Genomic DNA, 17085 nt, shown 5'->3' on the forward strand with positions numbered 1-17085 from the left:
TCTACTAATTAGATATTACCTCCGAAAGTTCTATTTTAGTACAATGGGACTTTCTAATTTTATAAAAAACCTCGTTCAAGCTACAAAAACTACAGCTTTTGATCCTGGTGTATTTAATGATGAGCTTGCCAGTAAGGTTAGTTGGTCTCCTGAGGCTGGCGGTGGCGCAAACTTCAAGACCAAAAGCTTAGTAAAAATCTCTGATAGCGAACTTCAATATAAAGCCTCCTCTTTTGGAAAAATATTTGGAGCACTATTTATTATTTTTCCTATAGTATTTATCCTTGTAGGAACTACAACTATTATTAAAACAGGCTTTAAGGTAGAAGCGTTAATTTTTGTACTAATCCCTCTTATTTTTATTGGTGTAGGGATCTTTATAATTAAAAAATTCAATAGCACAATTACATTTAATAAGTCATCAGGATATTTTCATAGAAGTAAAAAGAAAGAAGTAACAAGCCTAACTGTGCAAGAAGATGCACATAATTATAAGCTAGACACCATAAAGGCTTTACAAATTTTACCAGAGCGTGTACGTGGTAATAAAAGTTCTTACACCAGCTATGAGATTAATCTTGTATTTGAAGATGGTAGCCGTTATAATATTGTTGATCACGGCCACAGAAAAAGTATAGAAACAGATGCTGTAACACTAAGTGATTTTTTAGGAGTTCCCGCCTGGAATAAAATGACAAGAACCACCTATATATCTTCATCAAGTGCTACAAGCTCTTCATATAACAGCCTTGAACCTCACGATCTAAGATCAAATAAAACAATCTATGATTCGTCATCAAGGACTTATGCTAGTGATAGTACTTATGAGACAGATGATCTAGATAGTGATTATGACTCAACAAAACCTCGAGAAATGTAGTATCACGCTTTCGCGAAAGCGTAACAAAAACCATCAACACGTTTAATTATGAAAAACCTATTACTACTGTTACTTCTGCTTTCAATTACGTTTGTGAGGTCACAATCTGATACAGAGATTTTTCTATTTGATATCGATGCCACGCACGAAAAACCTGTGCTTAACAACAAAAAAAACATTAGTCAAAATAAAGGCTATGACAGCCAGCCACAATTTCTGGCAGATAATGTGATTATTTATGCTGGTACTCGTGAAGGGCAAACAGAAATCATACAGTATACGAGAGGCATTTCAAAACAGTTTAACATAAGCACTCAAGGAGGAGAATACTCTCCGCAGTTTATGATGGGTACACGAGGAATCTCTGCAGTGCGTCTAGATCCAGATGGCTTACAGCGTTTATATCACTACCTACCTAGAAAAACAGAAACTCCTACCCTAGTTAAAGATGCGGTAGTGGCTTACTATACTTGGTTTGACAAGAACACCATTGTAGGTGCAGATATTGTTGAAGATAATTTACATCTAGTAATTCATCACTTAGATAGTAAAAAAACAGAAGACCTAAAGATAGCAGTAGGCAGATCTTTTCATAAAATACCTGATACTCATCTGGTAAGTTTTATAGACAAAACTTCACAACCCTGGATGGTAAAATCTATTGACCCAGCTACAAAAAGGATAAAAAACATAATACCGCTAGATGAGGGTGTAGAAGATATAAACTGGCTACCAGATGGCCGATTACTTGCGGCAAAGGGGAATACCATTTTTGTAAAAGACAAAAACGCGTGGAAGGTCTTCCATTGTTTTACAGATACAGCGCTACAAGACATTACACGGTTTGCTATTGCGCCTAGTGGTAATCAGATTGCTATTGTATCTACAATCTCACAACCAAAATCTGAGTAATCATTTATCTATCATAAAGATGAAAAATAAGAGCACAATGAAGACAAAAATGAATAGGCAGCTTATTTTAAGTATGGCATTTATACTCACATCTGTAATTGTAACTGCTCAAGGCTTTACTTATAATGAGGGCACAGACGGTGACCTCTCAGATCAATTTGACGCTCCTAGTGGTCCTTTTATCCTCGAGCTAGGAGATAATAGCATTACAGCAGATCAACAAGGTAATCCTCGTGATATAGATTATATCACGATCACCCTACCTCCAGATTTACAGCTAGATCAACTTGTTCTTGACAGTTATACCGCAGAGGGTACAAATAATGAGGCATTTCTTGGTTTGCAAGAAGGCAACGCGTTTACAACAGATGCAATGAGTACAACTGCAAGTGATTTACTAGGAGGTATGACGTACGGTAGCGGTAATCAAGATACAGATTTACTACCACAAATTGGGCAACTGGGCACAGGCTTTACCCCACCACTACCTACCGGAACTTATACCTTCTGGCTTAATCAAACAGGACCTAACTCTCAGGCTACGCTTAGATTTGTAGTTTCTGGAACTCTAGATATAGAAGAAGTTACCACACAAAATGATATAGTGATCTACCCTAACCCAGTACGCGAGACGCTACGTATAAGCGCTCCAGGCACAGCCGTTCAAAAACTCGAAATCTACAATATCACAGGACAATTAATAGTTTCACAGGCTACTCTATCAACTGTAACATTTAGTGCCACACCGTCCGGAATCTATTTTGTAAAAGTCTTTACAAGCTCTGGTATTATTACTCAAAAAATTAACAAACTATAATATTAATGAAACACCTACTAGCCATCTGTTTACTCACACTTGCATTATCGAGCTGTAAAGAAACTACAACAACTGCATCCCCATCTTCAGACCTGGTTGAAGATACAAGCGAGATACCTAATAATAAGATAGATCACCAGTTACGACAAGTTCAAAAAGCCACTATTGCGCCAGAGCTGGACGGAAAGGCAGATGATCCTATATGGAATAGTGTGAGCTGGCAACAATTAGATCAAAAATGGCTCGGAGATGATTATACTGCACAAGACTTTGCTGGTCGTTATAAACTTGCTTGGACTCCAGAGGCCTTATATATACTTGCCGAAATTACAGATGACGTAATTTATGATAAAGAAAAAGACCCACTCACCCTATGGTGGGATGATGACTGCCTAGAGATCTTTATAGATGAAGACAACTCTGGTGGTGGTCACCAGTTTACCCACAATGCCTTTGCATATCACGTAGCTCTAGACGGTAATGTGGTAGATGTTGCACCAGGTAAAATACCTACATTATACAATAGCCACGTACAATCTAAAACTACAACTTTAGGAGAAAATAAGATGCTATGGGAGTGTAAGATGACTATCTATGACGCTACTTATAAAGATGGTGGTGTGAACGAGCAAAAAATACTAGCACCTAATAAAAAAATGGGCTTTGCCCTAGCCTATTGTGATAATGATGCAAGTGAAGAGCGAGAAAACTTTATAGGCTCTGTAGCCGTGCCAGGTGAAGATAAAAACAGAGGCTGGATAGACGCAGGTATTTTTGGCACTATTGAGCTCGTGGAGTAAATCTTGAGTTGCTTCGATTGTGTTGTAAAGTTTATATACACGCTTTCGCGAAAGCGGTCTACACATCAACACATTCTTTACTATCTTTAAAACAAAAATTTATACTTTATATCAATGTTAAGAAATTTACCCACCCTACACATTCCAAATCCAAAACAACTCATCACTACCTCTGTACTTACTGCTTTTACATTTTGCCTTTCTATAGGTACAAGTGTAGCGCAAACAGATGCAAGAATCTATGATATTATAGATGCCGTATCTGAAGACAGATTACGGGCAGATGTAAAAAAACTTGCAGATTTTGGAACAAGACACACCTTAAGTGATACCGTTTCAAACACTCGCGGCATAGGCGCCGCTAGAAGATGGATCAAAAATGAATTTGAAAAAACATCTCAAGCTTGTAATAACTGTCTAGATGTTTTTTACCAGAGTGATTTAGTAAAAAAAGGTACAAACCCTCGTATAGTAAAGGATGTAGCGGTAGTAAATGTTGTAGCCGTACAAAAAGGCAGTAAGTACCCTAACCGTTACATACTAATGAGCGGTGATATAGATAGTAGAATTTCTGATCCTACAAATTATACAGATGACGCTCCTGGGGCAAATGATAATGCGAGCGGTATGGCTGGTACACTAGAAGCGGCTAGAGTATTATCAAAATATACTTTTGAAAACAGTATCATATATGTAGGCCTCTCTGGAGAAGAGCAAGGACTCTTTGGCGGAAAAGGGCTCGCAGCCTACGCAAAAGAGCAAGGCTGGGAGATTATAGGTATTATGAACAATGATATGATAGGTAATATAGAAGGTGTAGATGGGGTAATAGATAATAGAACCTTTAGAATATTTTCTGAGCCAGTCCCTCCTACTGAGACAGAGAGACAGCGCAACGCAAGACGCTTTTATGGTGGTGAGGTAGATGGTATATCAAGACAACTGGCTCGTTTTATTTACAAAACCACAAAGACGTATATGCCAGAGATGAACCCTATGATGATATATAGACTAGACCGTTTTGGCCGTGGTGGTCACCACAGACCTTTTAACGACGCTGGTTTTGCTGGAATACGTATAATGGAAGCACACGAAAATTATACACAGCAACACCAAGACATACGTACAGAAAATGGAATAAATTATGGAGATACATTTGAGCACATAAACTTTCCATATAATGCAAAACTTACAGCCGTAAATGCCATAAACCTTGCAAGCATCGCCTGGGCACCTCCTACTCCTAGTAATGTAGGTATAGGTGGTATTGTAGAGGCAAACGCACGTTTACAGTGGGATGCCGTAGAGGGCGCAGTAGCTTATAAAGTGTACTGGAGAGATACCACCTCTCCTACTTGGGATAACTCAAGACTTATTACAAATGGTACAAGTGCCACTCTTAAAGGTATTGTGATAGATAACTTTTTCTTTGGCGTAGCTGCTGTAGGTAAAGATGGTCACGAGAGTCCAGTAGCATTCCCTAGTACTATTATAAGAGATTAACCTAATACCATATGGACTCAAATGTGGGTCTGCTTAATAACAATTATATGAAATACACAAAAACCTTATGTATTGTAGGGACTATTTTAGTTTCCGCTTTCGCGAAAGCGCAAACCTCTTTTGATCAAGACATCGCTGCAGTAAAAGATAAAGTAATAGAATGGCGCAGAGACTTTCATCAAAACCCTGAACTAGGAAACAGAGAGTTTAAAACCGCCGAAAAAATAGCCAAACACTTAAAATCACTAGGCATAGAAGTACAAACTGGTGTCGCAAAAACTGGTGTTGTAGGACTTTTAAAAGGAGACTTACCGGGCAAAGTGGTTGCACTGCGAGCAGATATAGATGCATTACCAGTTACAGAACGTAATGATCTTCCTTTTAAATCTAATGTTACCACTACGTTCCTAGGTGCCGAAACTGGTGTAATGCACGCTTGTGGTCACGATACTCACACGGCTATACTTATGGGTGTTGCAGAAGTACTGGCTAAGAATAAGGATAAAATAAAAGGTTCTGTAAAGTTTGTCTTTCAACCTGCAGAAGAGGGACCACCACCAGGTGAAGAAGGAGGTGCAAAACTTATGGTGAAGGAAGGTGTATTACAAAATCCTCAGGTAGATGCCATTTTTGGGTTACATATTAATAGCGCTACACCAGCGGGAACTATACGATATAAACCTGGAGGGACTATGGCCGCAACAGAGCGCTTTGTTGTAAAAGTAAAAGGAAAGCAATCACACGGTAGCCAGCCGTGGTCTGGGGTAGACCCTATTCTTATCTCTGCTCAAATTATAGACGGTTTTCAAAGTATTATCTCTCGTGAGAGTAACTTAACAGAAGAAGCTGCCGTAATAACTGTGGGTAAGATAACTTCTGGATTACGTTTTAATATCATACCAGAAAGTGCAGAAATGATAGGTACCGTACGTACGCTTGATCCAGATATGCGTGAAAAAATCATAAGACGTATGAATGAGATGGCACGCGACATTGCAAAGGCTTACGGTGGTGAGGCAGAAATTGAATGGCAAAATATGACCGTGGTAACCTATAATGACCTGGATCTTACGGCGCAATCATTACCAACACTTCAAAAAGTAAGCGGTGCAGAAAATGTACAATTACAGAAGGCAGTTACTGGTGGTGAAGATTTCTCTTTCTTTCAAGAAAAAGTGCCTGGATTCTATTTCTTTTTAGGTGGAATGACTCCTGGAAACAAAGAAGCATTCCCGCATCACACTCCAGATTTCTATATAGATGAAAGCGGATTTCAGCTAGGTGTAAAAGCCCTTAGTCAGCTTACGGTAGATTACCTTTCGAAATAAGTTAAACAAAACACGATTTAAAGAGCGTCTCTTCCTTGTGAAGAGGCGCTTTTTTGGTTTTAATTAAGATATAATTATCATAAATATATGTTAAGAGCAATGTTACCTTAAGGTAAACTTTAAGACCATTTTTAGTTAAACATTTATTAAAACTCAACGACCAAAATGTTAAGAAAATTCCTACTTAATAGATTTTCAAATAGTTATAAATGTTAAAGAAATTTTGTAAGAAATTTTAACATAAAATGCGAATTCTTAAATTTATGATAAACTTAGGTTAATTGTGATATGACATTCTTAACGATTACCCTAATTGAATAATTTTATCGCATCATTAAAAACATACATACATGAAAAAAACTATTATCAAAAAGTATCTGTTTTTGGTTCTTTTAGGTTTTATGGCGCAAGTCACTTTAGCCCAAAAAACAATAACAGGTACGGTGAAGGAACAGAATGGCCCGCTACCAGGAGCCAGTGTTTTAATTCAAGGTACCACTACGGGTACCCAAACTGATTTTGATGGAAACTTCTCTTTAGAAGCATCATCTACAGATGTATTAACTTTTAGCTATGTAGGCTTTAAAGAAGTTTCTATTCCTGTAGGAAATCAAACTATTATTAATGTGACGCTAGAAGAAGATAATGCGCTGGATGAGGTCGTTATTGTAGCTTTTGGTTCACAAACAAAAAAGAAAAATGTTCAATCTGTATCTGTAGTTGGTCAGGATGCTATTAAAGATATCCCGGCAAACTCACCACAAGAGTTACTACAAGGTCAAGCAGCAGGTGTACAAGTAGTACAGTCTTCTGGTGTACTTGGAGCAGCTCCTACTATCAAGATTAGAGGTGTCGCTTCAGTATCATCTGGATCTAGACCACTATTTGTTGTAGATGGTGTACCACTTAACGATACAGACCTTACATCTAACCAAGGTGCAAACCAAGGTCTTAACCCACTTGCAAACATCAACCCAAATGATATAGAGTCTATCTCTGTATTAAAAGATGCTTCGGCAACGGCTATCTACGGTTCTCGTGGATCTAACGGTGTTGTAATTGTAACTACAAAATCTGGTTCTAAAGGAGGACAGACTACGGTTACTTTAAACGTTAGTACTGGAATCAGTGAGTCTACAGACACATTTGATATGATGAATGCTGATGAGTTTAGACAATATGCTGTAGATGCAAACTACTTTGGTATAGACAACGTTGCAGATCTTCCTCAAGGTGGATTTAACTGGGTAGATGGTGTTACAAGAACAGGAATCTCAAACAATATAGACGCATCTGTAAGTGGTGGTAGTGAGAAAACTTCTTTCTACATAAGCACAAACTTTAAAGATGAAGAAGGATTCATCATTGGTAATGATTTAAAAAGACGTGCTGGTCGTTTAAACATTAACCACACTGCAACAGATTGGTTAGAAATAGGTGCAAACATAGGGATTACAAGAAATGAGTTTGACCGTGTAGGTGCAGAAAACAGTACGTTTGCTCCACTTACTTCTGCTTATTTAATACGTCCTTGGGTACAACCTAGAGATGAGAATGGAAACCTAGTAAACACTGGATTTATTGCAAACACAATTGCAATTGAGTCGCTAGATATCAATGATTCAGATGTTACAAGAACGACAGGTAACGTATCTGCAAAGGTTTCTTTATTTGAAGGATTGACTTTCAACTCTCGTTTTGGTATTGATAGAGTTCTTGTAGAAGAGCAACAACGTTCTTTTGAGCTTAACTCACCAGGAGGAACAGGATCTAACTTTTATGCACAAGACAACCGTTATATCTTAACAAACACGCTTAACTACGATACTACATTTGGAGATAAGCACGATTTAGGAGCAGTAGCAGGTATCTCTTATGAAGAGAATACAATTAGAACTATTGCTGTTGCAGGTACAGGTTTTGCTAGTGATTCTAGTTTAAACATCGAGTCTGCTGCACAAAAGACTACTACTACATCTAGTGCTACGGCAAACAGCCTTGTAGGTTACTTTGCACGTGTAAACTATGCTTATGATAGTAAATACGTTCTTGAAGGTTCTTTACGTCGTGATGGATCATCACGTTTTGGAGCAGATAACCGTTTCGGTACATTCTTCGCACTAGGTGGTGCTTGGAACCTTTCTGAAGAAAAATTCTTAGAAGATAGTTCTTGGATTAATAACCTTAAACTTAGAGCAAGTTTCGGTACGACAGGTAACGACCGTATAGGTAACTTCCAGTCACTAGCACTTTACAGTGGTGGTACTTTTGGACAGTACAATGATCAAGCTGGTCTTGCTCCTGTTTCTGCACCAAACCCAGATTTAAAATGGGAACGTTCTAAAGCTTTTGATATAGGACTAGCAGGAGATCTTTTTAACAACAGAATTTCTTTTAGTGTTGATTATTACAAGAAGAGAACAGATGACCTTATCTTAAACCTTCCACTTCCTATCTCTACTGCAGCAGGTACAAATAATACCATTGCTCGTAACGTAGGTGAGATTGAAAACAGAGGTTTTGACGTTAGCCTTACTTCTAATAACTTTAGAGATGGTGATTTTAAATGGACAACAACGCTTAACATAGGTTTCAATACAAATGAAGTAATCTCTTTACCTGGAGCATCTATTGATACAGAAGGAAGAGAATTTATAGCTGGATCTGCTTCTCAAAGAGCAATCGTAGGTGAGTCTATTAACACATTCTACTTAGTACGTTACAAAGGTGTAAACCCACAAACTGGTGATGCAGAGTGGCTAGACGCAGATGGTAATGCAACTACAAATCCTAACCCATCTACAGATAGAGTTATTGCAGGAGATGCAAACCCAGACTTTGTAGGAGGACTTACAAACACGTTCAAATACAAAAACTTTGACTTAAACGTCTTGACTAACTTTAGTGTTGGTAACGATATCTATGTAGACGGATTACGTTTTACAGATAACGCTGCTTCTGGATCGTTTAACAACAGAGCTGCTTTATTAAATGTATGGCAACAACCAGGTGACAATGCTTTTGTACCTGCTTTTGATAGCCCAACTTTTAACACGTTTGCACAGAGATCTACTGCTCAGTTAAGAGATGGTTCTTTCTTAAGATTTAAGAATGTAACGTTAGGATACACAATTCCTAAGTCTGTATTAGATAAGACTAAACACGTTAAAAACATAAGGTTATATGCTACTGCAACAAACCTTATTACTATAAAAGGAAGCGACTTAGAAGGTATTGATCCAGAGGTAACAGATACAAGTGCTGCTTTAGGACAAGGAGAAACTTTCTTTACTCCACCACAATCAAAGTCTTTCATCTTTGGAGCAACGATCCAATTATAATATAAAACCAAATAACAATATGAAAATTTTTAAATACACACTTATTTTCCTTTTGAGCGTAGGGTTCTACTCTTGTGAGGACGATTTAGACATACTGCCAGAAGACGATCAGTCTCCTGAGCAAGTATTCTCTAGTGAAGCAGGTGCAAACGGTGCACTAGTAGGGGTTTACAGTCTTGCACAGCAAGATGATGTACTTAACGGTACTTCTGCCCTAGCTACAGAATGGCAGTCTGATAATGTTGATTTTGTAGGGTCTTTCCCAACATTTAACGACATTAGAACGTATGACACAAGATCTACAAATACTTCTATACAGGGTATTTATGATGATAGTTATGAAGTAATTAATGCTGCAAACAGAGTAATTGCTTTTGTACCAGAAATTGCAGATGAGACTTTTCTTGAAGAAGATAGAGCAAACATTGTTGCGCAAGCAAAATTTATGAGAGCCCTAGTATACTTTAAGCTTGCAGATCTTTTTGCACAACCACTTCAAGTAGGTGGAGGTACAAACCTAGCTGTGCCATTAGTAGTTAACCCAGTTAACCCGAGTACGGCTACAGATGAGGAATTATTCCCAAAAAGAGCAACACTTAATGAAGTACACACACAGATTGAGATTGACCTTGTAGATGCAATTCCTGCACTTACAAACAGTGATAACTCAAGAGCAACGCAAGCAGCTGCACAGCAGTTACTTGCACGTCTGTACTTATATCAAGAGCGTTTTGAAGAAGCTGCTACCCTATCTAACGATGCGATAAACAGTTCTTTCCAACTAGCGGAGAATTATGAGTTTTACAATGACCAGTCTCCAGAGCACTTATTTACATTAGTAAACACATCTGCAGATGGACAAGACTCAGGAGAAGGATTCTCAGGTCTTACTAACCCAGCTCCAACAGGTCGTGGTGATGCACCATTTACAGATAACTTAATTGCTGCATACCTTGAAGAATTCCAAATTGATGAAGATGGAAACCCACTTCTTGATGATGAAGGAAACCCAGTACCAGATGCTAGATACACAGATCTTATTCAGATAGGTACATCTGCACCAGGTAACGCACGTGTATTTACTGCAAAATTTCCTGACGGAGTAAACAATGCAGATAACGCACCAGTACTAAGAATTACTGAAGCATACCTTACAAGAGCCGAAGCTAACTTAAGAAACGGTTCATCTATAGGTGCAGATCCACTTACAGATATCAACCTACTTAGAGCACGTGCAGGCCTTGTAGCACTTACTGCTGTAACACTTGATGATATCTTAAACGAGCGTCGTAAAGAACTTGCCTTTGAAGGGCAACGTAGAATGGACTTGTTAAGAAACGGTCTTGACTTAAGAAGAGCAGGAATGCCTAACGAAGTGGAGAGCGCATTTGGAGCAGATAAAACAATCTTCCCTATTCCTAATAGAGAGATTGAGCTATCTCAACTTGAACAAAACCCAGGATACTAAATCATTTAGATTCCACTAAATGTATTAAATCCCTAGCTAGCCACTAGGGATTTTTTTTTGCTCCATTTTAAAAAACTATCATTTTATAAAACTGTAGCATTTCATAAATCATTTGTACATTAACCACATAAAACAGCAAATCATACTTATGAAACTAAAACTCGCAGCAGTAGCCTTATTGGTATTCGCTTTCGCGAAAGCGCAAAACAATCTAGAGCAACAAATTAATGATATAGAATCTAAGGTCATAGAGTGGCGTCGAGACTTTCATCAAAATCCAGAACTAGGAAACAGAGAGTTTAAAACTGCCGAAAAAATAGCCACACACCTCAAATCCTTAGGGATGAAGGTACAAACCGGTGTTGCCAAAACTGGAGTTGTAGGCATACTAGAAGGAAAGCGTAAAGGAAAAGTACTCGCACTACGAGCAGATATAGATGGATTACCCGTAAAAGAACGTGCAGATTTACCGTTTAAATCTGAAGCAATGGGAGAATATCGTGGTGAGGCCGTGCCTGTAATGCACGCCTGTGGTCACGATACACACATCGCAATTCTTATGGGCGTGGCAGAGATACTTGCAAAAAATAATGACTTTGCAGGTACTGTAAAATTCATCTTTCAGCCAGCAGAGGAAGGTGCACCTCCGGGCGAAGAAGGTGGTGCAGAGCTTATGGTAAAAGAAAATGTGCTTAAAAACCCAGATGTAGATGCCATTTTTGGCCTTCACATAGGTTCTGGGCAAGATGTAAATACCATAGCCTATAAGCCTGGCGGAATTATGGCCGCTTCACAGAGCTTTGAGATCCATATAAAAGGAAAACAAAGCCACGGCTCAACCCCGTGGACTAGTCGTGACCCTATTATGGCTGCCGTAAAGATTATAGATGGCTTACAAACCATCATATCTCGTGAAATCCCTCTCACAGACGAGGCTGCAGTATTATCTATAGGTAAAATTAATGCGGGCGTACGTAGTAATATTATACCAGAAGAAACACATATTGTAGGTACATTACGTACACTAGATTATGATATGCAAACTTATATTAATAACCGTATGAAGGAAATGGTACCGGCTATTGCTGCGGCTTACCGCACAGAAGCGACCATTACAATACCTGAAGGGTATCCTATTACACATAATGATGAAAACCTTACGAGCCAGATGGTACCTTCACTAGAGAAGGCGGCTGGTAAAGAAAACGTACACGTTATAAAAGCAATAACTGGTGCAGAAGACTTTTCATTCTTTCAAAAAGAAGTTCCTGGGCTTTATTTCTTTTTAGGAGGTAAAACTCCGGGTACTACAGAGGCGTTCCCACACCACACACCAGATTTTTATATAGATGAAAGCGGGATGCTACTAGGTGTAAAAACATTTGTGCAAATGACACAAGACTATCTAGGGCAATAACCCCTACTCTAGTATCATACATTGTTATACATTAGACCGTAAATAGCTATAAGTTATTTACGGTTTTTTATGCCTAAACCCCTCATAAACTATAAATTTCGTTATATAACTATAAAAATAGTTGTTTAACTATATTTTTCGTTGTATGTTTGAATCATCAATCAAATCACTCGTATACAATCGCTTGCAAAGCGCTATTATAAAATTGTTTCTTATGGATAAACTCACAAATAAAGAAGAACAGGTTATGCACGCTTTATGGAAGCTGGAGCGCGCCTTTGTAAAAGAGGTCGTAGCCGCATTACCAGAAGGCAATCATTACAATACAGTTTCTACTATTATAAGAAATCTGGCAGATAAAGGATATGTAGGGCATCAAGCCTTTGGAAAAACACACCAGTACTTCCCTACCGTGTCTTTAGAGTCATATCGTAAGGAGTTTATGGAGACGACTACTCAAAAGTATTTTGGTAACTCGTATAAAAATATGGTTTCCTTTTTTGCCAAAGAAGAAAAGATCTCTGCAGAAGAGCTTAGAGAGATACTAGCAATCATAGAAAAAAAGTAAGCTTATGGAAACGCTCATCCTCCTTGCAAAAAGCGCCTCCATACTCGGGCTCTTCTATGTAATCTACCTAACCGTACTTTATAAAAATACCTTGTTTACCGCAAAAAGGCATTACTTTATTGCCGGTATCATTGCTGCTATCACTCTTCCTTTTATAGAATTCACACGTGAGATCGAGGTGATTATACCCTCGCAACCACTTGTGATGCCCGCTCTAGATGTAAGCTCCGTAAACACTGCACCCATCGCTGTAGCACCGCAACCTGTAGAACAAGCTATAAACTGGTGGCAAGTACTTGTCATAATATATATAATAGGTATCTGTATAATGCTCTTTAGGCTTTGTGCGCAATACATATCCTTAAGACAGCTCATTGCATCTGGCAGTCGCAGTACAAAAGGGCGCTATACATTTGTAGCAGTTACAAAAGCGATAAGTCCGTTTTCTTTCTTTTCAAAAATTGTTTACAATCCTGCGCTTCACACGCCAGAAGAACTAGAGATGATTATCGCTCACGAAAAAGTGCACGCACAGCAAAGGCACTCTCTAGATATGCTCTTATCTCAAATAACGCTTGTGATACAATGGTGTAACCCCTTTGCCTGGTTGTATAAAAATAGTCTTGAGCAAAATCTAGAATACCTAGCAGATCACCAAGCTATACAAGAAATTAAGAATCCAAAACAATATCAACGCACGCTGGTACAGGTCTCATCCCCCTCATTTGCCCCAGCACTTACTAATCAATTTTATCAATCATTTATCAAAAAACGAATCGTTATGATCAATACACCACAATCCCACAAAAACAATCTTTGGAGGTTATCACTTATCATTCCCGTGCTTGCGCTCTTTATGTACTCTTTTAATGTAAAAGAAGTGACTAATTATGTGGAGGAGGATAATACCGCTTTCGCGAAAGCGGAAAAAGACACCACCTATGCAAATCAAGGTAGAGATGTTTTCTTTATAGATAGCAATACCACTCCGGCAAAACTAGATCGAATAGAAGCCTATGTATCAAACCACTGGGAGAACGTAGCCATTAAGTTTAACAAAAGAAAATTCAATGCAAAAAACACGCTTACTGGTTTCTTTCTACAAGCGAAGTTTGAAAACCAAGAAGCTTTTACCAATAAATTCTCTTTTAATGCAAAAGAAAATACCTCTTGGGAAGGCTATAGTCTAATGGTTAATACCGAACAGGAGATTGTTGTAATGGAGCAAAAAGATGGCACATTTATAAACATCACACCAGATAAAACAATCATCACAGATGAGAAGGTTGCTGTAAATAGAAAAAAAACAGCAGCTCAAGAAAATAATACGACAAAGGATGCACTAGGACCTAATCCCGTTATAGTTGTGAATAATAACGTTGTACTGAGCGAAGAAAAAGAGAAAAGAGTCACAGGTGATAGTATCACAAGCTTACCTCCTGCTCAAGCTATCAAAGCCTACGGAACTATTGCACAAGACGGTGCGCTCATTGTACACAGCAGTCCAAAAGCAGACACCACACGAGTAGTATCGCGTATAGTACAAGAAACCTATAACTATATCATTACTAAAAACACAACGGATAATGAGATTGATGCGCTCATTAAGCTAATGAGAGAAAAGCACAAAGCTACTCTCAAGGTGAGTGGTATTAAAAGAAATAAGAGTCAAGAGATTACAAGTATTGTAATTAATCTCATAGATGATAAGGGTAATAATAAGAACTACACCTTACAAACACCTAACCCTATTAATGATATTTACATCTATAAGGATGAAAATGGTTTTACAGGTATGGGCAATGTAAATATGGATAAAGGTTCAAAAGCTTCATATGACAATTTGAGAGCTCAGATGGAAGAACGTCGTAAGGCTCTAATGAGCAATAGAGATAGCCTACGTGCAGGTATGGAGCTTCGTAAACAAGAACTACGTGCTCGTATGGATGAACGTAGAAACCTACAAGGCCGTGCACAAAGCGATTCTATGCGCCAGTACATAATGGCTAGACGTGATAGTATGAAAATGCAAATGAAAGAGCAACGTGAGGGTATTAAATCAAAAAGAAAAAAGCTTAAGAAAACAGCTAAAAATAATAAAGCGGGTTATGTCACTTTAGAAAACGGCACATACTACTATGTAGAAACCCCAGATGGATCAAGAAAATTTTACAATAGATGGGGAGTGCAGATACAAGAGAGTGATGCCCTCTATAAAGAACTTGTAAATGCCAAGGAGTCCACGGCAGAAGATAAAAGTAAAGAAGAATCAAAGACGCTATCTCGTGAAGAAGATATGATAAAACGTGGTGGGCTTGATAAAGCAATCTATTACATAAATGATAAAGAGGCTTCTAAAGAAATGATAGATGCCTTAGATCCTACATTTATTAAGAGTGTTACTATATATAAAGGTGAGAAAGCCATTAAGCTTTATGGTAAAAAAGGAAAGAACGGAGTAATTCAGATAGATACCACCTATTAAATATATCCTCAATTAGTATTTAAGTCCGCTTTCCATCAGAAAGTGGACTTTTTTTATGTGCTGTTTTTTACAAGAGTCTCTTGTAAAAAACTGGACAAAAATGATGAAAACACCATTTTAAGCATATTTATAGCCCATTTTCCTCTACAGATTTTCAAAAGAGGTCAAAAACCCTCTACAAAACTAACAGATACGGCAATATCAATCAGCACAGGTTACAGTTCCTAACACAATCGTAGATAAAGGCACTACACATATAAAGTGTTGTTATTTTTTTAGTTACAATATTGCTGTTAATTTCATTAAAAACTTCTTTTCTATTTGTTTTATCGAGCTCAAGGTGACTTCTTTGCTTCATCAATAACAAACAACGATACAATTACTAATCAAAATCTCACTATTATGAAAACGCCAGTCCACACTCAGAAACAAGTAAAAACAAACAAAGTATTAGGTCTATATACCATCTTTATGGTAAGCCTTAGCATCTCTTACATTGTAACTACCTTTTTACAACTAGGTAAGTAATAATAGTAATCATTAATCACATTCATCAATCATTCATCAATCAATCATTCATCAATCAATTTTCATTCATCAATCAATTTTTTAAATAATCATTTCCAATCCAAACCCATTCCTTATGACACAAGTAATCATTACCATTTTAGAAATACTTATAGGATAATATATCCTGTGCCTCCTGCCGCATCTAGCATCCCAACTGCTAGACGTATAAGGACCACATAAAAGCACACGTATATAGTTTTATTTAACTATCATAACCTGTAGCAGAATTAGCCAACTAACAAAGCCGTAACGCATTGCGTTACGGCTTTGTTTTTTAGCTACTTTTGACGGTATGCAAAAACTCTATAAATTTCTTGCCAAAGTTAATAAGGCAGTACTTCCCTCCTATTCAAAACGTGGTCTTGACCTTACACAAGCTACAAAGTTTCAGCTTGCCATCATAGGCTATAGAACGTGGGTTACAAAAAAAGCGTTAGGTTAAATCTTTTCGGCAAGTGCTTGTGCGCTTATCGCTCCGTGGCTGTCTGAATACACAGCGGTTCCATTCTTAATCAATATAATCTGTGGGCTTTGGTGCATTACCTGAAATTTATATCCCACCTCATTAGACACTTCTCTGTACGCCTTAAGATCTAAGTAATAAATATCCAGCTGGTTTGGATCTATATCATATTGTGCCTCTAGCTGGCGTATTGCCATACGGCTTATACCGCAAGTTGTAGAGTGCTTAAATATCGCCTGTGGCTTCGTTTCAGAATCTTTTGCGATTTGATCCAGTTGCTCGAGTGTGGTAAGTTGCTTCCACGGCATTGGTGTTTTTTCCTCTTGAGGTTCTTTATCTCCTCCAAAAATCGAATTAAATATTCCCATTCTTCAATATGCTTTTATACAAAGGTAGTCGTTGTGTCTGTGTTACGCTTTCGCGAAAGCGTAAAATAGTTCTTAAATAAGTCATAAAGTCAGTTAATTCAAGCCCTTACAAGACATTATGTCGCAATACCGTCTTGGAACAATACTTGACTATTGTCTCTCAAA

General features: G+C 37.9%; 14 protein-coding genes. 13 read left to right on the top strand and 1 reads right to left on the bottom strand.

The genetic code is table 11. The annotated features are described in order from the left end of the window. Window positions 1-43 precede the first annotated feature (43 nt). From MED134_RS02080 to MED134_RS02140, 13 genes are all read left to right on the top strand, one after another. Window positions 44-880: a hypothetical protein gene (locus MED134_RS02080; RefSeq protein WP_021779027.1), complete on the top strand. Its 837-nt coding sequence runs from the start codon at window positions 44-46 to the stop codon at window positions 878-880. Window positions 881-928: 48 nt separating this feature from the next. Then, window positions 929-1792, top strand: coding sequence for a hypothetical protein (locus tag MED134_RS02085; RefSeq protein WP_021779026.1), 864 nt, complete (start codon window positions 929-931; stop codon window positions 1790-1792). Between the two features lie 37 nt (window positions 1793-1829). Then, window positions 1830-2609 (top strand): T9SS type A sorting domain-containing protein, encoded by a 780-nt coding sequence (locus MED134_RS02090; protein ID WP_038596888.1) that lies wholly within the window; start codon window positions 1830-1832, stop codon window positions 2607-2609. A 5-nt stretch (window positions 2610-2614) separates the two neighbouring features. Beyond that, window positions 2615-3409, top strand: coding sequence for a sugar-binding protein (locus tag MED134_RS02095; protein WP_021779024.1), 795 nt, complete (start codon window positions 2615-2617; stop codon window positions 3407-3409). Window positions 3410-3523: 114 nt separating this feature from the next. Next, window positions 3524-4912, top strand: a complete 1389-nt coding sequence (locus MED134_RS02100) for a M28 family peptidase (protein WP_021779023.1) — start codon at window positions 3524-3526, stop codon at window positions 4910-4912. A gap of 47 nt (window positions 4913-4959) precedes the next feature. Beyond that, window positions 4960-6240: an amidohydrolase gene (locus tag MED134_RS02105; protein WP_038600802.1), complete on the top strand. Its 1281-nt coding sequence runs from the start codon at window positions 4960-4962 to the stop codon at window positions 6238-6240. 350 nt (window positions 6241-6590) lie between these two features. Then, window positions 6591-9581, top strand: coding sequence for a SusC/RagA family TonB-linked outer membrane protein (locus MED134_RS02110; protein ID WP_021779021.1), 2991 nt, complete (start codon window positions 6591-6593; stop codon window positions 9579-9581). A gap of 19 nt (window positions 9582-9600) precedes the next feature. Beyond that, the gene (locus MED134_RS02115) at window positions 9601-11049 is read left to right on the top strand and encodes a RagB/SusD family nutrient uptake outer membrane protein (protein ID WP_021779020.1); all 1449 of its coding nucleotides are present in this window, start codon (window positions 9601-9603) and stop codon (window positions 11047-11049) included. A 148-nt stretch (window positions 11050-11197) separates the two neighbouring features. After that, on the top strand, window positions 11198-12466 hold the full coding sequence (locus MED134_RS02120) for an amidohydrolase (protein WP_021779019.1): 1269 nt from the start codon (window positions 11198-11200) through the stop codon (window positions 12464-12466). A gap of 214 nt (window positions 12467-12680) precedes the next feature. Next, entirely contained in the window at window positions 12681-13034 is a 354-nt protein-coding gene (locus tag MED134_RS02125) for a BlaI/MecI/CopY family transcriptional regulator (RefSeq protein WP_021779018.1), read from the top strand. Between the two features lie 4 nt (window positions 13035-13038). Next, a complete protein-coding gene (locus tag MED134_RS02130; protein ID WP_021779017.1) occupies window positions 13039-15519 on the top strand; it encodes a M56 family metallopeptidase in 2481 nt (826 codons plus the stop codon). Between the two features lie 402 nt (window positions 15520-15921). Then, window positions 15922-16047 carry a hypothetical protein gene (locus MED134_RS15415; RefSeq protein ID WP_262485470.1) on the top strand — a complete coding sequence of 42 codons (126 nt, stop codon included), beginning with the start codon at window positions 15922-15924 and terminating at the stop codon, window positions 16045-16047. Between the two features lie 334 nt (window positions 16048-16381). Then, the gene (locus MED134_RS02140; protein ID WP_021779015.1) at window positions 16382-16531 is read left to right on the top strand and encodes a hypothetical protein; all 150 of its coding nucleotides are present in this window, start codon (window positions 16382-16384) and stop codon (window positions 16529-16531) included. Here the strand turns inward: MED134_RS02140 and ytxJ are convergent. Then, a complete protein-coding gene (gene ytxJ, locus MED134_RS02145) occupies window positions 16528-16920 on the bottom strand; it encodes a bacillithiol system redox-active protein YtxJ (protein WP_021779014.1) in 393 nt (130 codons plus the stop codon). The two genes, MED134_RS02140 and ytxJ, sit on opposite strands and share 4 nt — an antisense overlap. Between the last annotated feature and the right edge of the window lie 165 nt (window positions 16921-17085).

Source organism: Dokdonia sp. MED134, assembly GCF_000152925.2.
GTDB lineage: Bacteria > Bacteroidota > Bacteroidia > Flavobacteriales > Flavobacteriaceae > Dokdonia.